This is a genomic window from Pseudomonas sp. NPDC089554 (assembly GCF_050280645.1).
Classification (GTDB): Bacteria; Pseudomonadota; Gammaproteobacteria; order Pseudomonadales; family Pseudomonadaceae; genus Aquipseudomonas.
Window position 1 is genome coordinate 129,259 of sequence record NZ_JBNNVR010000003.1, and the last position, 19,401, is coordinate 148,659.

General features: G+C 62.4%; 22 protein-coding genes. 7 read left to right on the forward strand and 15 right to left on the reverse strand.

The genetic code is table 11. The annotated features are described in order from the left end of the window. Window positions 1-35: 35 nt before the first annotated feature. Window positions 36-890 carry an MIP/aquaporin family protein gene (locus ACQKPE_RS02210; protein WP_427663126.1) on the reverse strand — a complete coding sequence of 285 codons (855 nt, stop codon included), beginning with the start codon at window positions 888-890 and terminating at the stop codon, window positions 36-38. Window positions 891-1,167: 277 nt separating this feature from the next. Here ACQKPE_RS02210 and ybaK point away from each other — a divergent pair, with 277 nt between their 5' ends. After that, complete coding sequence (gene ybaK / locus ACQKPE_RS02215; RefSeq protein WP_427663127.1) at window positions 1,168-1,638, forward strand: Cys-tRNA(Pro) deacylase; 471 nt, start codon at window positions 1,168-1,170, stop codon at window positions 1,636-1,638. A 35-nt stretch (window positions 1,639-1,673) separates the two neighbouring features. On the opposite strand, the gene ACQKPE_RS02220 is transcribed toward ybaK, so the two are convergent. After that, window positions 1,674-2,783, reverse strand: coding sequence for an ABC transporter ATP-binding protein (locus ACQKPE_RS02220; RefSeq protein WP_427663128.1), 1,110 nt, complete (start codon window positions 2,781-2,783; stop codon window positions 1,674-1,676). Next, entirely contained in the window at window positions 2,780-3,700 is a 921-nt protein-coding gene (gene argF, locus ACQKPE_RS02225; RefSeq protein ID WP_427663129.1) for an ornithine carbamoyltransferase, read from the reverse strand. Before argF ends, ACQKPE_RS02220 begins: the two co-directional genes overlap by 4 nt. 390 nt (window positions 3,701-4,090) lie before the next feature. Here argF and ACQKPE_RS02230 point away from each other — a divergent pair, with 390 nt between their 5' ends. Further along, window positions 4,091-6,199, forward strand: a complete 2,109-nt coding sequence (locus tag ACQKPE_RS02230; protein ID WP_427663130.1) for a molybdopterin oxidoreductase family protein — start codon at window positions 4,091-4,093, stop codon at window positions 6,197-6,199. Window positions 6,200-6,288: 89 nt separating this feature from the next. Continuing rightward, entirely contained in the window at window positions 6,289-6,618 is a 330-nt protein-coding gene (grxD, locus tag ACQKPE_RS02235) for a Grx4 family monothiol glutaredoxin (RefSeq protein ID WP_427663131.1), read from the forward strand. 69 nt (window positions 6,619-6,687) lie between these two features. On the opposite strand, the gene bfr is transcribed toward grxD, so the two are convergent. Both bfr and ACQKPE_RS02245 read right to left on the reverse strand, forming a co-directional pair. Next, window positions 6,688-7,161, reverse strand: coding sequence for a bacterioferritin (gene bfr / locus ACQKPE_RS02240; protein ID WP_427663132.1), 474 nt, complete (start codon window positions 7,159-7,161; stop codon window positions 6,688-6,690). Window positions 7,162-7,362: 201 nt separating this feature from the next. Further along, the gene (locus ACQKPE_RS02245; protein ID WP_427663133.1) at window positions 7,363-7,584 is read right to left on the reverse strand and encodes a bacterioferritin-associated ferredoxin; all 222 of its coding nucleotides are present in this window, start codon (window positions 7,582-7,584) and stop codon (window positions 7,363-7,365) included. Between the two features lie 208 nt (window positions 7,585-7,792). On the opposite strand from ACQKPE_RS02245, the gene ACQKPE_RS02250 reads away from it, so the two are divergent. After that, entirely contained in the window at window positions 7,793-8,395 is a 603-nt protein-coding gene (locus ACQKPE_RS02250; RefSeq protein WP_427663134.1) for a peroxiredoxin, read from the forward strand. Window positions 8,396-8,458: 63 nt separating this feature from the next. Here the strand turns inward: ACQKPE_RS02250 and rnt are convergent, their stop codons facing one another. Both rnt and pyrC read right to left on the reverse strand, forming a co-directional pair. After that, window positions 8,459-9,133: a ribonuclease T gene (gene rnt / locus ACQKPE_RS02255; protein WP_427663135.1), complete on the reverse strand. Its 675-nt coding sequence runs from the start codon at window positions 9,131-9,133 to the stop codon at window positions 8,459-8,461. Continuing rightward, complete coding sequence (gene pyrC / locus ACQKPE_RS02260) at window positions 9,130-10,176, reverse strand: dihydroorotase (protein WP_427663136.1); 1,047 nt, start codon at window positions 10,174-10,176, stop codon at window positions 9,130-9,132. The genes rnt and pyrC overlap by 4 nt, the downstream gene beginning before the upstream one ends. A 130-nt stretch (window positions 10,177-10,306) precedes the next feature. Between pyrC and ACQKPE_RS02265 the strand changes: the two genes are divergently transcribed. Together ACQKPE_RS02265 and ACQKPE_RS02270 are read left to right on the forward strand one after the other, a co-directional pair. Further along, window positions 10,307-11,287 (forward strand): flagellar protein MotY, encoded by a 981-nt coding sequence (locus ACQKPE_RS02265; RefSeq protein ID WP_427663137.1) that lies wholly within the window; start codon window positions 10,307-10,309, stop codon window positions 11,285-11,287. Window positions 11,288-11,415: 128 nt separating this feature from the next. Then, entirely contained in the window at window positions 11,416-12,633 is a 1,218-nt protein-coding gene (locus ACQKPE_RS02270; protein WP_427663138.1) for an argininosuccinate synthase, read from the forward strand. Between the two features lie 69 nt (window positions 12,634-12,702). On the opposite strand, the gene ACQKPE_RS02275 is transcribed toward ACQKPE_RS02270, so the two are convergent. Further along, on the reverse strand, window positions 12,703-13,206 hold the full coding sequence (locus tag ACQKPE_RS02275) for a hypothetical protein (RefSeq protein WP_427663139.1): 504 nt from the start codon (window positions 13,204-13,206) through the stop codon (window positions 12,703-12,705). 378 nt (window positions 13,207-13,584) lie between these two features. On the opposite strand from ACQKPE_RS02275, the gene ACQKPE_RS02280 reads away from it, so the two are divergent. Then, window positions 13,585-14,211 (forward strand): response regulator, encoded by a 627-nt coding sequence (locus ACQKPE_RS02280; RefSeq protein WP_427663140.1) that lies wholly within the window; start codon window positions 13,585-13,587, stop codon window positions 14,209-14,211. A 49-nt stretch (window positions 14,212-14,260) separates the two neighbouring features. Here ACQKPE_RS02280 and ACQKPE_RS02285 read toward each other — a convergent pair whose 3' ends face one another. The 7 genes from ACQKPE_RS02285 to metG form a co-directional block, all read right to left on the reverse strand. Beyond that, window positions 14,261-14,431, reverse strand: coding sequence for a PA3496 family putative envelope integrity protein (locus ACQKPE_RS02285; RefSeq protein ID WP_427663141.1), 171 nt, complete (start codon window positions 14,429-14,431; stop codon window positions 14,261-14,263). Window positions 14,432-14,535: 104 nt separating this feature from the next. After that, window positions 14,536-15,174, reverse strand: coding sequence for an endonuclease III (gene nth, locus ACQKPE_RS02290; RefSeq protein WP_427663142.1), 639 nt, complete (start codon window positions 15,172-15,174; stop codon window positions 14,536-14,538). A gap of 4 nt (window positions 15,175-15,178) precedes the next feature. After that, on the reverse strand, window positions 15,179-15,703 hold the full coding sequence (locus ACQKPE_RS02295; protein WP_427663143.1) for an Rnf-Nqr domain containing protein: 525 nt from the start codon (window positions 15,701-15,703) through the stop codon (window positions 15,179-15,181). Then, entirely contained in the window at window positions 15,696-16,283 is a 588-nt protein-coding gene (locus tag ACQKPE_RS02300; protein WP_427663144.1) for an RnfABCDGE type electron transport complex subunit G, read from the reverse strand. Before ACQKPE_RS02300 ends, ACQKPE_RS02295 begins: the two co-directional genes overlap by 8 nt. Continuing rightward, window positions 16,280-17,251: an RnfABCDGE type electron transport complex subunit D gene (locus ACQKPE_RS02305; protein WP_427663145.1), complete on the reverse strand. Its 972-nt coding sequence runs from the start codon at window positions 17,249-17,251 to the stop codon at window positions 16,280-16,282. Before ACQKPE_RS02305 ends, ACQKPE_RS02300 begins: the two co-directional genes overlap by 4 nt. Window positions 17,252-17,269: 18 nt before the next feature. Then, window positions 17,270-17,797, reverse strand: a complete 528-nt coding sequence (locus ACQKPE_RS02310; RefSeq protein ID WP_427663146.1) for an Rnf-Nqr domain containing protein — start codon at window positions 17,795-17,797, stop codon at window positions 17,270-17,272. Window positions 17,798-17,888: 91 nt separating this feature from the next. Then, the coding region (gene metG, locus ACQKPE_RS02315; protein WP_427663147.1) for a methionine--tRNA ligase at window positions 17,889-19,401 on the reverse strand (1,513 nt) is incomplete at its 5' end.

Consider the following 19,401-nt stretch of genomic DNA (forward strand, 5'->3'; position numbering starts at 1 on the left):
TCGTTGCCTTGCAGGAAAAGGGGAGTCAGGGCCGATCATCGGGAAACTTGCGTATCGCCCTGGGGATTGTCGTTCGCGTGTTCGCCAGCTTCCTGCGTCGAGGGCAGGTTGCGGGCGATCAGGCCGCGGTACATGGCTGCTCCCAGGCAGGCGCCGAGGATCGGAGCGAACAGTGGAACCAGGAAATATGGGATATCGCGTCCGCCAGTGAAGGCGATTTCGCCCCAACCGGCCAGAAAAGTCATTAGCTTTGGCCCGAAATCACGCGCCGGGTTCATCGCGAAGCCGGTCAGCGGGCCCATGGCACTGCCGATCACTGCGATCAGCAGGCCAATAAGCAGCGGGGCGGTAGCGCCGCGTGGCAGGCCGTTGTTGTCGTCGGTAAGGGCCATGATCACGGCCATCAGGATGGCGGTGATAACCATCTCCACCGCGAAAGCCTGGGCGATCGACAGCGCAGGGTGAGGGTAGGTGGAGAACACCGAGGCCAGCTCGAGGCTGGCCTGGCTGCCACGAACCATGGTGTGGGCCTGTTCGAAATCGAAGAACAGGGTGCTGTACAGGGTATACACCAGCGCCGCGCCGCAGAACGCCCCGCAGACCTGGGCCAATATATAGAAGGGCAACTTGCGCTTGTCGAAGCCGGCGAACAGGGCGAGGGCGATGCTGACCGCGGGGTTCAGGTGGGCGCCGGAGACGCCGGCGCTGAGGTAGATCGCCATGCTGACGCCGACCCCCCAGATGATGCTGATTTCCCAGAGGCCGAAGCTGGCCCCTGCAACCTTGAGGGCGGCGACGCAGCCGGTACCGAAGAAAATGAACAGGGCAGTGCCCAGGAACTCGGCCATGCATTGGCCGGCGAGGGTGGGTTGTTGTACAGCAGTCGTCATCAATGACCTCTTTCTTGTTGTTGTGAGGCGCAGGCCTCTCAGCGACAACGCTCGCTGCGCATCCCCATGGGCAGCGGGCTGATTTGTAGGAAATAGGCACTGGCAGTGTGCGTTTATATTCACAATCGAAAAAATATAGACAAGAAACGCGGATGTCAAAGATCGAAACCGAACGGTCAGCCATATTCTGACCAGCGTGTTCTGACGTGTTTCCAGTACCGGCTACAGGGCATTTGGCCTACAGTAGCGTGCGAGTAATCATCGACTGGAACCGTACATGACCCCTGCATTGGACCTGCTGAAGAAGGCGCGCGCCGAGCACCGCGTGCACAGCTACGAACACGATCCGAAGACTGCGTCCTATGGCTTGGAGGCGGCGGAAAAGCTTGGGCTAGAGCCGCAGCAGGTGTTCAAGACCTTACTGGCCAGCAGCGAGAAGGGCGAATTGCTGGTGGCGGTGGTGCCGGTGGTCGGCACCCTGGACCTCAAGGCCCTGGCCAGCGCGGCGGGGGTGAAGAAATGCGAGATGGCAGACCCTGCGGCAGCGCAGCGTGCCACGGGTTACCTGGTGGGGGGAATCAGCCCATTGGGGCAGAAGAAACGCCTGCGCACCTTCATCGACGAGTCGGCGCAGCAATTTGCAAGCATTCATGTCAGCGCCGGACGACGCGGGCTTGAGGTGGAGCTGGCGGCTGCGGTGCTGGCCGAACATACCCAGGGCACGTTCGCCAATATCGGCCGGGGGTAAATGCGCTGGGGCCGAACAACGGCCCCAGCGATGACTCAGTTCGCCGAACTGTAGCGGCGAACCCCGCTTTCCTGGCGTGACAACTGCGCAGCGACACTGCCTGGCACCGGGAACAGCACCAGGTGGTCGGCCGCCACGGCAATGCCGACGTCATGGCCGACCTGGTGGTCGATATGGCTGGGGAAGATCGCCTCCAGCTGGCTGCCGGTGCCGAGTTCAAGCCGATACAAGGTGGATGCACCGAGGAAGCTCTTGCCAACGATACGCGCACGCAGCGCGCTGTCCGGTGCATGCACGATGTCGTCCGGACGCAGCAGTACGTCTACCGAACTGCCCAGCGCCATGCTGTAGGCGCGGTTGCCGCGCAGCTCGCCCAGCTCGGTGCTGACCGCCTCATGGCTGCTCATCTGCCCCCGAATGAAGTAACCCTGGCCGATGAAGCTGGCCACGAAAGGCGTCTGCGGTTCATGGTAGAGGTTGTAGGGGGTGTCCCACTGCTCCAGTCGACCTTCCTTGAACACCCCGACATGGTCGCTGACGGCGAAGGCTTCTTCCTGGTCATGGGTCACCAGGATCGCGCTGGTGCCGCGGCTCTTGAGGATATCGCGCACTTCATGGCTCAGGCGGCGGCGCAGTTCGACGTCGAGGTTGGAGAACGGCTCGTCGAGCAGCAGCAGCTGGGGTTCTGGCGCCAGTGCCCGGGCCAGGGCCACACGCTGCTGCTGGCCGCCGGACAACTCGTGGGGGTAGCGGCCACCGAGGCCATCGAGCTTGACCAGGGCGAGCATTTCCTCGACCACCTCGGCCTGGCGCGGGTGCTTGCCGATGCCGAAGGCAATGTTCTGTGCCACGGTCAGGTGCGGGAACAGCGCGTAGTCCTGGAACACCATGCCGATGCGGCGTTTTTCCGGTGCCAGAGTGAAGCCTGCGCGGGAGATGACCTCGCCGGCCAGTTGGATCTCGCCCTCGTGCACCGGCTCGAAGCCGGCAATGGCCCGCAGGGTGGTGGTCTTGCCGCACCCCGAGGAGCCCAGCAGGCAACCGATGTCGCCTGCGTTGAGGTGCAAGTTGAGGTTCTGGACGATGCGCTGCTCGCCATAGCCGCAGGCGAGGTCGCGCAGGTTGAGCAGTAGGGGTTGACTCATGCGTGGTGGTAGGCCGGTTCTACAAGGAATTCCAGAAGCGCCTTCTGTGCATGCAAGCGGTTTTCAGCTTGGTCCCAGGCGACCGAACGCGGGTCGTCGAGCAGGTCCTGGCTGATTTCCTCGCCACGGTGGGCGGGCAGGCAGTGCATGAACAGGGCATCGGGTGCCGCCAGGTCAAGCAGTTCGCGGGTGACCTGGTAAGGCGCGAAGTGCGCCAGGCGCCGAGCAGTTTCCTCCTCCTGCCCCATGGAAGTCCAGACATCCGTGGTTACAAGATGGGCGCCGCGCACGGCTTCACGTGGGTCGCGCACCAGCTGTACGCGGTCGCCGCCCAGGGCCAGGAAGCGCGCATCGGGCTCGTAGCCCTCGGGGCAGGCGATGCGCAGCTGGAAGTCGAACTGCCGGGCTGCCTCGATGTAGGAGTTGCACATGTTGAAGCCATCGCCGACCCAGGCCACGGTCTTGCCCTGAATGCTGCCTCGGTGCTCGAGGAAGGTCTGCATGTCGGCCAGCAATTGGCAGGGGTGCGATTCATCCGACAGGCCGTTGATCAGCGGCACCCGCGAATGGGCGGCGAATTCGGTGAGGGTGCTGTGGGCATGGGTGCGGATCATCACCGCATCGACCATGCGCGACAGGACGATGGCGCTGTCGGCGATCGGCTCGCCACGGCCCAGCTGGGTGTCGCGCGGCGACAGGAAGATGGACTGGCCGCCGAGTTGGATCATGCCGGCTTCGAACGACACCCGGGTACGGGTGGAAGATTTCTCGAAGATCATCCCCAGCACGCGGTTCTTCAAAGGCTCGAACAGCACGCCGCGGTTGCGCAGGTCCTTCAGCTCGATGCCTCGACGGATCACGCCGAGCAATTCGTCAGCAGTGAAATCCAGCAGGGAGAGAAAGTGCCTGGTGCTCATGATTGACTACCTTATCTGCAACGTTTTGCAGGTCGACCGTATGGGTTTTCTTGACAACGGGAGTGACCTGCGGCGTAAGCCGCACGGGGCGGACGGAATAGGGAAAGGCGCAATACTATAATTAAATGTCGCCTCAAACCAAGGGGGGAAACAGCAGCCCTGTTTCAAAGGGTGTCGTAAACCCTTCTGGGTGTGCTGTTTTTTATTTTCTACAGGGTTTTTACACGGCTTGGCCGGGATTTGGCAAACCTCGTGTCGCGAATCGTCCGCCTGATGTCGTGGGATTCACGCCGCGAACCTGCGTGGTACAGCTGCCTGGCCCGGTGCATAGTTCCAGGCTCCAGAACCACGTCATCACAACAACGCCATAACAACAAGGCAGAGGCGGCCATGACCAAGATCCTGCATCACCGTGCCTGTCACCTGTGCGAAGCCATTTGCGGCCTGAACATCGAAGTCAGCCATGAGCCCGACGGGCGGGCTTCGATCAGCTCGATCAAGGGCGACCCGCAAGACCCCTTCAGCCGTGGCCATATCTGCCCGAAGGCAGTGGCGCTGCAAGACATCCAGGAAGACCCCGACCGCCTGCGCCAACCCCATCGCCGGGTAGGTGAGCATTGGGAGCCCATCGGCTGGGACGAGGCCTTCGCCCTGGCCGCCGAGCGGCTCTGGAGCATCCAGCAGGCCCATGGCCGTAACGCCGTTGCCGTCTACCAAGGCAACCCGAGCGTGCACAACTATGGCCTGATGACCCACAGCAACTATTTCCTCGGCCTGCTCAAGACCCGCAACCGCTTCTCCGCCACCTCGGTCGACCAACTGCCCCAGCATCTCACCAGCCACCTGATGTACGGTCATGGCCTGTTGCTGCCGATTCCGGACATCGACCACACCGACTTCATGCTGATCCTGGGCGGCAACCCGCTGGCGTCCAACGGCAGCATCATGACCGTCCCGGATGTGGAGAAACGCCTGAAGGCCCTGCGCGCCCGAGGCGGCCGCCTGGTAGTGGTCGACCCGCGACGCAGCGAGACGGCGGCGATGGCCGACCAGCATGTGTTCATCCGCCCAGGGGGCGATGCCGCGTTGCTATGTGGCCTGCTCAATACCTTGTTCGACGAGGGCCTGGCCCAGGGCTCGCACCTGCCGGTCAATGGCCTGGAGCAGGTGCGCGAGGCGATTGCGCCGTTTACTGCCGAGTCGATGAGTCGCCTGTGTGGCATCGATGGTGGCGACATACGCCAACTGGCCCGGGATTTCGCCCGCGCCAAGCGTGCGGTGTGTTACGGGCGCATGGGCGTGTCCACGCAAACTTTCGGCACCCTGTGCCATTGGCTGGTGCAATTGCTCAACCTGGTCACCGGTAACCTTGATCGGGTGGGCGGCGCGTTGTGCACCGAGCCTGCCGTTGACTTGGTGGCCAGCCTCTCGGGTGGGCATTTCAACCAATGGCAGAGCCGGGTATCGGGCTTGCCCGAGTACGGCGGCGAGTTGCCGGTGGCGGCGTTGGCCGAGGAAATGCTCACCGAGGGCGAAGGGCAGGTGCGTGCCCTGGTGACCGTGGCCGGCAACCCGGTGCTGTCGACCCCCAACGGCCGCCAGCTCGACCAGGCGCTGGAGGGGCTGGAGTTCATGCTCAGCATTGACCTGTACATCAACGAAACCACCCGCCATGCCGACCTGATACTGCCATCCACCTCGGCGCTGGAGAACGACCATTACGACAGCACCTTTAACCTGCTGGCTGTGCGTAACGTGACCCGTTTCAACCGGGCGATCCTGGCCAAGCCTGAAGGCGCGCTGCATGACTGGGAGATTTTCGTCGGCCTGGCGCGGGCCTTCGCCGCGCGCGCCGAGCTGGAACTGAAACCGACCATCCCTCCCGCAAAGATGATCGACCTGGCCCTGCGCAAAGGGCCGCGTGGCGAAGCCTCGAGCTGGGACTTGTCGCTGGGCGTACTCGACCAGCACCCTCACGGCCTGGACCTGGGGCCGCTGCAACCTAACCTGGCGGCGCGCCTGCGTACTTCCGGCCAGGCCGTCGAGGCGGCGCCACAGGTGTTGCTGGATGACCTCCAGCGCCTGGCCAAGGAGCTGCCGCCCGCGGCGGATCAGTTGCTGCTGATCGGCCGTCGCCATGTACGCAGCAACAATTCCTGGATGCACAACTTCCATCGCCTGGTCAAAGGCAAGCCTCGGCACCAGTTGTTGATGCACCCCCAGGATATGACGCAGCGTCAGTTGGAGGATGGACAATGGGTACGTATTCGTTCGCGTACCGGCAGCCTGGAGGTACAGGTGCAGGCCAGCGAGGAGGTGATGCCGGGGGTGGTCAGCCTGCCGCACGGTTATGGTCATGGGCGACAAGGTGTGCGCATGCAGATCGCCCACGCGCAGCCGGGCGTCAGTGCCAACGACCTGACCGATGAACGGCTGCGCGATGCGTTATCAGGCAACGCGGCGCTCAATGGCGTACCGGTCGAGGTGGAGGCGGCGTGATCGACATGACCAAGCACATCACTCGGTATTTCCGATACAATGCGTCACCGTGCCGACACTAGCGTCGGAAAGTTCAGCCGAGGTGCTTCATGGATATCATCGAAACAATCAAAGAGCAGATCGCCAACAACACCATTCTGCTTTACATGAAAGGCTCGCCGAATGCCCCGCAGTGCGGCTTCTCGGCACGCGCTTCGCAGGCTGTGATGGGTTGTGGTGAGAAGTTCGCCTATGTCGACATCCTGCAGAACCCGGAAATTCGCGCCAACCTGCCCAAGTACGCCAACTGGCCGACCTTCCCACAGCTGTGGGTGGCCGGTGAGCTGGTCGGCGGTAGCGATATCGTGCTGGAAATGTTCGAGAAGGGCGAGCTGCAGACCCTGATCAAGGACGCCGCAGCCAAGGCTGCCGAAGCCTGATTCGGCTGCAGAGCCCATGAAAAAGCCCCGCCTAGGCGGGGCTTTTTCATGGGCCTGGAAAAGCGCTGCTTACTCTTCGCCCATCTGCGATTGCAGGTAGTTCTCGATGCCGATCTTGTCGATCAGGCCCAGCTGGGTTTCCAGCCAGTCAATGTGTTCTTCCTCGGACTCGAGGATATCTTCGAGCATTTCGCGGGAACCGAAGTCGCCGGCAGTCTCGCAGTGGGCGATGGCCGCTTTGAGGTCGACCAAGCCTTTCTGTTCGATCTTCAGGTCGCACTCGAGCATTTCCTTGGTGTGCTCGCCGATCAGCAGCTTGCCCAGGTCCTGAACGTTGGGGATGCCTTCGAGGAACAGAATACGCTTGATGATTTTATCAGCGTGCTTCATCTCGTCGATGGATTCCTTGTACTCGTGCTTGCCGAGTTTGTTCAGGCCCCAGTCTTCGTACATGCGGGCGTGCAGGAAGTACTGGTTGATCGCGACCAGCTCGTTACCGAGGATGGTGTTCAGATGCTTGATGACGCTGAGGTCGCCTTTCATGCCGGGTTCCTGCCCTGTAGAAGTGTGCCGATACAGCGAAGTTTGAGCCCGACAACTTCCAGTGTCAAACCTAAGTTATTGAATAATAAGTGAAATTTAATAGGAATAAGAATGTTTGTGAACCGCGTTATGGCGCTAACTTATTGAATTGCAGGCATAAAAAAACCGGACACAAGGTCCGGTTCTTCGAGAATAGCTGTTTTACGCCGCGTTGAATTCTGCGGGGTAGGGCAGGGCAGCTTGCTGGCTGACCTGAAGTTCGGTCAGGGTTTCACGAACCACCTGCTTCGCGAGGCAGGCGCATTTGCCACATTGGCTGGCCACATTGGTGGCGGTTCGGACTTCCTTGTAGCTGCAGCATCCTTCGTAGATCGCATCGCGGATCTGTCCATCGGTCACGCCGACACAGAGACACACATACATAAGGGCAGGCCATTGCTGGTTGAGTCGATGGGGGGAGAGTAATGGTAATGAGAATGCTTGTCAAAACTCTTTCCAAGACCCGCGTGCTTGAGCGACCGGTGGTTGGATTCGGACTGTCACGCGAACCTGTGTATGATGGTCGGCCTTTATTGGTGTCGGGTGCAGGCTTTCCCCGGCAGCGCATTTTCACCATCCTCAGGAGAAACGAATGAGCGTACTCGTTGGCAAACAAGCCCCCGACTTCACCGTGCCAGCTGTGCTGGGCAATGGCGAAATCGTCGACAGCTTCAACCTGGCTTCGGCCATCAAGGGCAAGTACGGCCTGGTGTTCTTCTACCCACTGGACTTCACCTTCGTCTGCCCGTCCGAGCTGATCGCCCTGGACAATCGCATTCCTGACTTCCAGGCACGCAACGTGGAAGTGATCGGCGTGTCGATCGACTCGCACTTCACCCACAACGCCTGGCGTAACACCCCGGTCAACAACGGCGGCATCGGCCCGGTCAAGTACACCCTGGCTGCCGACATGACCCACGAAATCTGCAAGGCCTACGATGTTGAGTCCGAAGGCGGCGTGGCCTTCCGTGGCGCTTTCCTGATCGACACCAACGGTGTGGTTCGCTCGCAGATCATCAACGACCTGCCGCTGGGCCGTAACATGGACGAACTGCTGCGTCTGGTCGACGCCCTGCAATTCCACGAAGAGCATGGCGAAGTCTGCCCGGCCAACTGGAAGAAAGGCGACAAGGGCATGAACGCTTCGCCAGAAGGCGTTGCTGCCTACCTGAGCGAGAACGCTGGCAAGCTGTAATTGCCAAGCGCATAAAAAAACCGGCCTTCGTGGCCGGTTTTTTTATGCGTGCGACGTGACCGCTCAATCTTCGAAGTCGCGCCAGCCGCCCATTTCCTTCCAGCGGTTGACGATGCCGCAGAACAGCTCGGCGGTCTTCTCGGTATCGTAGCGCGCCGAATGCGCCTCACGGCCGTCGAAGTCGATGTCGGCGCTCTGGCAGGCACGTGCCAGCACGGTCTGGCCATAGGCGAGCCCGGCCAGGGTGGCGGTGTCGAAGCTCGAGAAGGGGTGGAAGGGATTGCGCTTGAGGTCGGTACGCGCCACCGCAGCGTTGAGGAAGCCCAGGTCGAAGCTGCTGTTGTGCCCGACCAAGATCGCCCGCTTGCAGCCGTTGGCCTTGAGGGCCTTGCGTACGCCGCGGAAGATGTCGGTAAGCGCGGTTTCCTCGCTCACCGCCATGCGCAGCGGGTGGTCCAGCTTGATGCCGGTGAACTCCAGGGCTGCCGCTTCGATGTTGGCGCCTTCGAATGGCTCGACGCGGTAGAAGTAGGTGTGCTCCGGGAACAGGAAGCCCTTTTCGTCCATGCCGATGGTGACGGCGGCGATTTCCAGCAGGGCGTCGGTAGCGCTGTTGAAGCCACCGGTCTCCACGTCCACCACTACCGGCAGGTAGCCACGGAAGCGTTCGGCCATGGGGTGGCGCGAACTGCTGCCTACCGGGCCATCTTGTTCGTCGTCGTAGAGGTCTTCGCTCACGCGTTGTCCTCCAGCAGGCGCCAGCGCAGTTTTTCACCGGCGCGCAGCGGGATCACGGTGTTGTCGCCGAAGGGCAGGCTTTCGGGGGCGGTCCACTCTTCGCGCACCAGGGTGATGGTGTCGGTGTTGGCCGGCAGGCCATAGAACGCCGGGCCGTGGAGGCTGGCGAAGCCTTCCAGCTTGTCTAGCGCATTGCGCTGCTCGAACGCCTCGGCATACAGCTCGATCGCGGCATAGGCGGTGTAGCAACCGGCGCAACCGCAGGCGGCTTCCTTGGCGTGCTTGGCGTGGGGCGCCGAGTCGGTGCCGAGGAAGAACTTCGGGCTGCCACTGGTGGCGGCATCCAGCAGCGCCACCTGGTGGGTGTTGCGCTTGAGGATCGGCAGGCAGTAGTAGTGCGGGCGAATACCGCCCACCAGCATGTGATTGCGGTTGTACAGCAGGTGCTGGGCAGTGATGGTGGCGCCGACGTTGGCCGGGGCCTCGCTGACGAACTGCGCGGCATCGCTGGTGGTGATGTGCTCGAACACCACCTTCAGGGTGGGGAAGCGCTCGACCAGGCGGCGCATGTGCTCGTCGATGAAACGCTTCTCGCGGTCGAACACGTCGATTTCCGCGCGGGTCACTTCACCGTGCACCAGCAGCGGCAGGCCGGTCTCGGCCAGGGCCTCGATCGCCGGGAAGATGTTGTCGATGCTGGTCACGCCCGAGTCGGAGTTGGTGGTGGCGCCGGCCGGGTACAGCTTGGCGGCGTACACCACGCCGCTGGCCTTGGCCGCGCGGATGTCCTCAGGGCTGGTGCGGTCGGTGAGGTACAGCACCATCAACGGCTCGAAGCGGCTGCCGGCGGGGCGTGCGGCGAGGATGCGCTCACGATAGGCGCTGGCCTCGGCGGCATTGCGCACCGGTGGCACCAGGTTGGGCATGATGATGGCGCGGGCGAAGGTACGCGCCACGTCGCCGACGGTGTGTTGCAGGACGGCACCATCGCGCAGATGGATGTGCCAGTCGTCGGGGCGCAGGAGGGTCAGGCGGTCGGACATTGGGGTTTCCAGGCGGGTCGAACTCAAGCCGCAATGCTACCGGAAAAGCCCGTGCCGAGCACGGCTATCAAGTTTTCCTGCAAGCGTCCGATAGCCTTGATGTAAGCCGTCACAATCTGTGGAGCCGCCCGTGCGCCAGCGTTACCTAGCCCTGCTCACCCTGTTTGCCAGCCTGCCGGCCGGGGCACTGACTTTCCAGACCCGCATGGAGAACATCGCCTGGAAGGTCGAAGGCGACCAGTTCGAATGCCGTTTGATCCAGCCGATCGACGGTTTCGGCAGTGGCCAGTTCGTGCGCCGCGCAGGTGAGCAGCCGGTATTCCAGCTGCGTTCGGACAGCAACGCGCTGGGCGCCGGCTCGGCGATCCTGCTGGCGGCCGCTGCGCCTTGGCAGCCGGGGCGTAGCGACATCAACCTCGGCGCGGTGCGGATGAACCGTAATGGGGTGTTGTTCAGTTCTTCCCAGGGCCAGGCCAGCCGCTTGATCAATGGCCTGCTCGATGGTCGCAGTACCGTGGTGCGCAACCATACCGGTGAAGGTGGCAGGTTGATGGAAGTGCGTGTGCTGCCGATCAGCTTCGCCAAGGCCTACACCGACTACCAGGTATGTGCCAGCAAGCTGCTGCCGATGAACTATGACCAGATTCGCCAGACCCAGGTCAGCTTCCCTGGCACGGGCTTCGACCTGAGCAGTGCGCAGCGGGCGCAGCTGGATGTGATCCTCGACTACCTGAAGGCCGACCCGTCGGTGAACCACATCGAGCTCGACGGCCACGCCGACAACAGCGGCAACCGCCTCACCAACCGTGATGCCTCGCGCCGCCGTGCACTGGCGGTCGCTGATTACTTCAAGGCCCATGGCGTGCCGGACGAGCAGATCACCGTGCGCTTCCATGGCGAACGCTACCCCCTGGCCAAGAACAACAGTGCGGCCAACCGGGCGCGCAACCGTCGGGTGAACATCCAGCTCGACCGCGTGACACCGGTTGAAAAGCCCGTGGAAAAACCTGCGCAAGCGCCCGTCCAGCCTGCCGCAGCGGCCCCGGCCACCACGGCTCCTGCCCCCGCCGCCCCAGCGCCGGCCGCGCCAGCAGGCGCGAAAAAAGCCTGAGTGCGACCTACGGTCGCGCTCACGACATTTCCTGTCGCTTTGTCATCACAAGCTGTCGCCCCACTGTAATTTCTTCCGCGAGGCCGGTAGAATCAGACCCTTTCCGTACAACCCCGTGGAGTGATGGCATGGCGGACGTAAAAAAGGTCGTATTGGCGTATTCCGGCGGCCTTGATACTTCGGTGATTCTCAAGTGGCTGCAAGACACCTACAACTGCGAAGTGGTGACCTTCACCGCTGACCTGGGCCAGGGCGAAGAGGTCGAGCCGGCCCGCGCCAAGGCGCAGGCAATGGGCGTCAAGGAAATCTACATCGATGACCTGCGCGAAGAATTCGTGCGTGATTTCGTCTTCCCGATGTTCCGCGCCAACACCGTCTACGAGGGCGAGTACCTGCTGGGTACTTCCATCGCCCGTCCGCTGATCGCCAAGCGCCTGATCGAGATCGCCAACGAAACCGGCGCCGACGCCATTTCCCACGGCGCTACCGGCAAAGGTAACGACCAGGTTCGTTTCGAGCTGGGCGCCTACGCACTCAAGCCGGGCGTCAAGGTCATCGCACCCTGGCGTGAGTGGGACCTGCTGTCCCGCGAAAAGCTGATGGACTATGCCGAGAAGCACGGTATCCCGATCGAGCGCCACGGCAAGAAGAAGTCGCCGTACTCGATGGACGCCAACCTGCTGCACATTTCCTACGAAGGCGGTGTGCTGGAAGATACCTGGACCGAGCACGAAGAAGACATGTGGCGTTGGAGCGTCTCCCCGGAGAACGCCCCGGACCAGGCTACCTACATCGAGCTGACCTACCGCAACGGTGACATCGTCGCCATCGACGGCGTCGAGAAGAGCCCAGCCACTGTGCTGGCCGACCTGAACCGCATCGGTGGTGCCAACGGCATCGGCCGCCTGGACATCGTCGAGAACCGCTATGTCGGCATGAAGTCGCGCGGCTGCTACGAGACCCCTGGCGGCACCATCATGCTGCGCGCCCACCGTGCCATCGAGTCGATCACCCTCGACCGTGAAGTCGCTCACCTCAAGGATGAGCTGATGCCCAAGTACGCCAGCCTGATCTACACCGGCTACTGGTGGAGCCCGGAGCGTCTGATGCTGCAGCAGATGATCGACGCCTCGCAGGCCAGTGTGAACGGTGTGGTCCGCCTGAAACTGTACAAGGGCAATGTCACCGTCGTTGGCCGCAAGTCGGACGATTCGCTGTTCGATGCCAACATCGCGACCTTCGAGGAAGATGGCGGTGCCTACAACCAGGCCGATGCCGCAGGCTTCATCAAGCTCAACGCGTTGCGCATGCGTATCGCCGCGAACAAGGGCCGCTCGCTGCTCTGATCGGTTCTGCACCGTAAAAAACCCGGCCAATGCCGGGTTTTTTTATGGGCGAAACCCTAGGGCCAGGCGCTAGGGAGGGGAAGCCGGACAAGGGCCCTCGTTCTCTTCAAGTGGCCGCACCGAAAGGTTCACGCAGGTGCGGCAGTCCAGGTTGTAGAGCACCCAGCTGTGCATGTGTTCGGAAGGTTGCGTGACGATACGCAATACATGCTGTTCGATGGTTTTCCGGGTTTCCGGCCCCGATAGCGCAATGGTCACGACATTCGGCGATTCGTTCGCACTCGTACTTGGCCCCCCTTCGACTCGCTGTTGACCCCAGGCCGTAGCGCGCGTGCTCCTGGGGCGGCCGGCTTGCGGCTCTGCCTGGATGGGTTTGTAGAGCGACGCGTAGTTGAAGTTCAAGGTCAGGAAGAACAATACCGTGAGGAAAAACGGAAAGGCCACCAGGAACCATGTGTAGATGCTTTGGCTCTTTTCGCTCAGAAAGGGCAAGGAGGCGAGCGCCGAGGCTTCGATGATGCCTGCGAAAATAGCGATGATGGTCAGGGGGCTGATGGGGTCGTCGCTTTTCATGCGGGTCACCTGTTTGTGGTTATCCGCATCTGTATAGCGTTTCACTGTGGGGTGAAAGGTAGGTGATTTCCCCTGGAGATTGCTGTGTCTGTACAGCGCGCATCTGATTAAGGGTTTCCAGTATCGCGTGAAGAAAAATCCGGCGCCAGGTGAGTATTTTCCCAACTTGGAGACGGGCCGCGCAGGATGCTAGCGTTCACCTGCACATGCGTATAACGCGCTGGTGGCTTTTATTGAAAAGTTGAATGTAGGAAGTTTCTCTTTTTTGCGTAGGGTCCTTCTTTGCGTGTGTGTGGCTAGGGAATAGCCGCGCAATGAAACGATTCGCTCGGGTATCTTGGCGCGTCACAACTAGAATAACGGATCAATGGATATCCCATGAATAAAGTGCTTATCGTGGATGATCATCCGGTCATTCGCTTGGCCGTACGCATGCTGATGGAACGGCATGGCTATGAAGTGGTGTCGGAAACCGACAATGGTGTGGATGCGCTGCAACTTACAAGAGAGTACTTGCCGGATATCGTCGTGCTGGACATCGGCATCCCCAAGCTGGATGGGCTCGAAGTCATTGCTCGCATGACAGCGGCAAGCCCCGGTACCAAGGTGCTGGTGTTGACGTCCCAGGCGCCTGGGCATTTTTCCATGCGTTGCATGCAATCGGGGGCTGCCGGTTATGTGTGCAAGCAGCAGGAACTGACCGAGTTGCTCAGTGCAATAAAAGCAGTGCTTTCCGGTTACAGCTATTTCCCCAACCAGGCATTGCACAAGACACGAGGTGGAGTGGGTAGCGGTAGTGAGACGGAAATGGTCGAGCGCTTGTCCGGCCGGGAGATGATGGTGCTGCAGCAATTGGCGCGAGGCCGCACCAACAAGGAAATCGCCGACAGCATGTTCCTCAGTAACAAGACGGTCAGTACCTACAAGACGCGCCTGCTGCTCAAGCTCAATGCTCGTTCACTGGTCGACCTGATCGAGTTGGCCCAACGTCACGGGCTCGCCTGAAACGAAAAAGCCTCCGCAAGGGAGGCTTTTTACAGGGCGGTATGCGTGCTTACAGGTCGAAATCGTAATCGGCCAGCTGTTTCTGCAGGCGTCGTTCTTCCAGAAGATTGTCAATGGTGCGGCGCTTGCTCAGGTTGGTCTTCGCGGGTTCCACGCGGGGCTCGTCTTCGTCTTGCGCAGCGACGTTGTCGTCGATCATCTCATCCGTATCAATGCTCATGAGTCACTCCAAGCCAAAGGGCCATTGGCCGTCCTTATAGCGAGAATCCTGAGCCTGGTAAAAAAGATTTTTTCAATCGTATTTGCTGGTTTTTCTCTATTGCTTCAATCGTCCGATGTTTTTTGCTTGTACTCGCACAAGTCTTCTATCCGACAGCTCCCACAACGTGGCTTGCGTGCCTGGCAAACATAGCGGCCATGCAGGATCAACCAATGGTGCGCGTCGAGCAGGTAGTCCTTGGGCACGAACTTGAGCAGCTTCTTTTCCACTTCCAGGACGTTCTTGCCCGGCGCAATGCCGGTACGGTTGCTGACCCGGAAGATATGCGTGTCCACGGCCATCGCCAATTGCCGGAAGGCGGTGTTGAGCACCACATTGGCGGTCTTGCGGCCCACGCCCGGAAGCGCTTCGAGGGCCTCGCGGTCCTGCGGCACTTCGCTGCCGTGCAGTTCGATCAGCAGGCGGCAGGTCTCGATGACGTTCTTGGCCTTGCTGTTATAGAGGCCAATGGTCTTGATGTACTCGCTGAGCCCTTCGACGCCCAGGGCGTAGATCGCCTCGGGTGTATTGGCGACCGGGTACAGGCGAGCGGTGGCTTTGTTGACACCCACGTCGGTGGCTTGGGCCGAGAGGATTACTGCAATCAGCAGTTCGAACGGGGTGCTGTAGGCAAGTTCGGTCTTCGGGTCGGGGTTGTCTTCGTGCAGCCTGCGAAAGATCTCCAGGCGTTTGGCAGCATTCATGAGCTCAAAGCGTTCCTTGACGGCGAGAGGGGGCAGTGCCCGGACGCAGGCGATTGTACAAGGCCAACAGCAGGCCTAGCAGCATCAATGCGCCGGGTGCCAGGCTCGCGAGGTGCAGGTTGGCCACCTGGGCCAGGCCCTGGCGACAGGCACCGAGCACCAGGCACAGGGTCATCAGCCCCGCCAGGTGCAGGACCAGTGCGCGCCAGCGGCGGCTGGCGGGCAGGTGGCTGTCTGCGGCCACGCAGTACAGGCACAGCAAGGCGGGGTAGTGTCCGAGGGAGAGCGCGACGGGCAAGGCCCAGGCGCGCAAGGCCAATTGCAGGCAAGTGGCGAGTGCTGCGGCAATGGCCAGGCTTGCGACGAGGCGCAGGGGGCCTTGCAGGGCTTGGCGCAGTGGGGCCATCAATGCCTGGTGGCACAGCAGCAGGCCAACAGCGCATAGCCCGAGGGCTATACCTTGCGCGAGGTTGCCGGTTGCACCGAGCAGGGGCGCCAGAGAGGTGCCGAACAGCCAGAACCTAGTCATCGTGGGAGGCCTGTAGCAAGGTGTGGCGATGCATATCGAAGTAGCGCAGGGCGTCTTGCAGCGCGTCGATCACACCGCGGGAGGTGACTGTCGCGCCTGCCAGTTGGTCGAAATCGCCCTGGTCGCGCTTCAGCGCCCAGTGGGCATTCACGTCGCGCTGGCTGAACTGCTCCAGCCAGTGTCGCTGCGGCTCGGCCAGTTGTCCGCCAAGCCCCGGCGTTTCGTGTTGCGCTAGCACACGTATGCCGGCCAGGCGCCCGGTGCTGTCGATGGCAATTGCCAGCTGGATCGGGCCTGCATAACCCTGGGCCTGGCTGCGCAGCAGCACTGCGACGGGCTTGCCTGCCAGGGTTGCGCGATAGGCCGACAGCAACTGGCTGTGGGCCAGCTTGCTACCTGCGATGGGTAATGGTGCGAGCAGAGGGTCGTTGTCATAGCTGCCGGCGGGCAGCGCTGCCAGCCATTGTTGGCGCTCCAACTGACGTTCGGCCTCGGCGATAGGGGCGGCGGTCCAGTACCAACAGGCCAGCGTGGCCGCGAGCGCCAGCCCGATCACCGATGCCAGGAGGGCAGGCTTCATGGCGCGGCCTGCTGGCGGCGCAATGCCAGGCGGTCCAGCGCAGGCACGCCCAGGTTCATCAGCAGGATGGCGAAGGCCGTGCCATCTGGGTAACTGCCCCAAGTACGAATCAGGTAGATCAATGCGCCAACGCCGAGGCCGAACAGCAGCCTGGCCAGGGGCAGCCTGGGGCCGGACACAGGTTCCGTGGCAATGAAGAACGCCGCGAGCATGGTCGAGCCGCTGAACAGGTGCAGTAATGGCGAGCCATGGGAGTCGGAGCCCGAGCCATTCCAGCCCAGCAGGCTGAACACGAACAGCCCTGCCAGCAGGCCGACCGGTGCGTGCCAGCTAAATACCCTGCGTTGCAACAGGAACAACCCACCCAGCAGGAAGGCGGCATTCACCCACTCGCTGGCGCGCCCACCCACTGCGCCGAAACCGGGATGTCCGGCAAACAGTTCGTCCATGGTCAGGCTACGGTTGTGGCGCAGGCCATCGAGTAGGGTGGGCTGCGCCCAGGCATCTATCGGCGTTTCGCCCCCGAACAGCAGGCTGACGGTGTCTGACAGCCCTGGCGAGGCACCCGGCCAGTGGGTCATCTGCAACGGGAAGCTCAGCAGCACGAAGGCATAGCCGACCATGGCCGGGTTGAACGGATTGCGGCCAACACCGCCGAAGGCCTGCTTGCCGAGACCGATGGCCACCACCGAGGCCGTCACCGGCAGCCACCAGGGGGCGTGGCTGGGCAGGGCGATGGCCAGCAGCACGGCGCTGATCAGGGCGCTGCCGTCGTTCAACGATGGGCCAACCGGGAGGTCCCGCAAGCGCAGTAGCGCCGCTTCGCAAGCGGCGGCCGCGAGGGTACAGGCCAGCAGGTTGAACAGCACGCCCCAGCCGTGAAACCACAGCAGCGCCAGCTGGCCAGGTACGCAGGCCAGTAGCACCAAGCCCATGGTTTGGCGCTGGCGTAGCTCAGGCGTTGGCATCGTGAGGTTGAATCAGGTTCATTGTGCGAACAGTCCATTGAGGCCGGAAAAGGCCATGGCCATCACCCCGGCAGCGATCAGCTCGATAGGCAGGCCACGCAGGGCCAGCGCAAGGTCGGGGTGGTCGCTGCGCTGGCGCAGGTCGTGGAACAGCGCCAACGCCAGCCAGAACCCGGCACCGGCGAACAGGCCCCAGGCCAGCGCCGTCCCCCAAGTGCTGACCTCGTTGGCCCGTTGCAGGAACAAGCCTAGCACCGCCACATTGCCCAGCAGCAGCGGCTGTACCCCCGACAGCGGCCATTCGGGACGCAGCTTTGCAAGCAGCGCCGGTATGCCCCCGGCCAACGCTGCCAGCAAGGGCAGGGCAACCAGCAGCTCCAGCCCCGAAGCCTGCGGCAAGCGCGCCGCCACGGGCAGCGCGACCAGCATCGACAAGGCGCTGCACAAGCCCAGCACATGCACCCGGATACGGCTGACCGGTGCGCTGTGCAGCATCAGGTGGTTGACCAGCGCGGCGCTGACCAGTACCAGGACGAAGTCGCTCATGAAGGTGCCGAAGGGCGAAAGGTGCGCTGATTATCGTGCAGCAGGCGGGGGATGCAAATGCCCCGGCCAAGGGCCGGGGCAGTGACAGGCATTATTTGATGCGTTGGCCTGGCTTGGCGCCGCTGTCGGGGCTGAGCAGGTAGATTTCCTCGCCGCCAGGGCCGGCCGCCATGACCATGCCTTCGGACACGCCGAAGCGCATCTTGCGAGGCTTGAGGTTGGCCACCATCATGGTCAGCCGACCTTCCAGCTGGGCCGGGTCGGGGTAGGCCGACTTGATGCCGGAGAACACGTTGCGACGCTCGTCACCGATGTCCAGGGTCAGGCGCAGCAGCTTGTCGGCCCCCTCCACGGCCTCGGCCTTGACGATCAGCGCCACGCGCAGGTCGACGGCGGCGAAGGTGTCGAACTCGACTTCCGGCGACAGCGGGTCCTTGGCCAGCTCGCCGTTGCCGGTGGGCTTGGCGTCCTGGCTGGCGGCCAGGTCTTCCTTGCTGGCAGCGACCATGGCTTCGACCTTGGCCGGCTCGATGCGGCTCATCAGGGCCTTGAACGGGTTCAGCTGGTGGTTTTCCAGGCGCGAGCCCAGGTCGTTCCAGGTCAGCGGGGTGACGTTGAGGAAGGCTTCGGCATCGGCTGCCAGCACCGGCAGCACGGGTTTCAGGAAGATCACCAGCTGGCGGAACAGGTTGACGCCCTGGGCGCAGATGGCCTGCACCTCGTCCTGCTTGCCTTCCTGCTTGGCCAGGGCCCACGGCGCCTTGTCGGCGATCCAGGCGTTGGCACGGTCGGCCAGGGCCATGATCTCGCGCATGGCGCGGGAGAAATCACGGGCTTCGTAGGCTTCGGCAATCGACGGTGCGGCGACGCGGAAGGCCTCGGTCAGCTCCGGCGCAGCATCGCCGACTACCAGCACGCCGTCGTTGCCCTTGTGGATGAAGCCTGCGCAGCGGCTGGCGATGTTCACCACCTTGCCGACCAGGTCGGAGTTGACCTTCTGCACGAAGTCTTCGAGGTTCAGGTCCAGGTCGTCTACCCCACGGCCCAGCTTGGAGGCGTAGTAGTAGCGCAGGTACTCCGGCTGCAGGTGGTCCAGGTAGGTGCGGGCCTTGATGAAGGTACCGCGCGACTTGGACATCTTCGCGCCATTGACGGTCAGGTAGCCGTGCACGTTGACTGCGGTCGGCTTACGGAAACCCGCACCTTCGAGCATGGCTGGCCAGAACAGGGCGTGGAAGTTGACGATGTCCTTGCCGATGAAGTGGTACAGCTCGGCGCTGGAGTCAGGCTTCCAGAAGGCGTCGAAGTCCAGCTCCGGGCGGCGTGCGCAGAGGTTCTTGAAGCTGGCCATGTAGCCGATCGGCGCGTCCAGCCACACATAGAAGTACTTGCCCGGCTCGCCGGGAATCTCGAAGCCGAAATACGGTGCATCGCGGGAGATGTCCCACTCTTGCAGGCCCGAGTCGAGCCATTCGGCGAGCTTGTTCGACACCGCTTCCTGCAAGGTGCCGCTGCGGGTCCACTGCTGCTGCGTGGCCTGGTCCAGCAGCACCTGCCGGACACCCATGCCCAGACCCTGCGCCTGCTCGGCTGGCGTGCGCAGC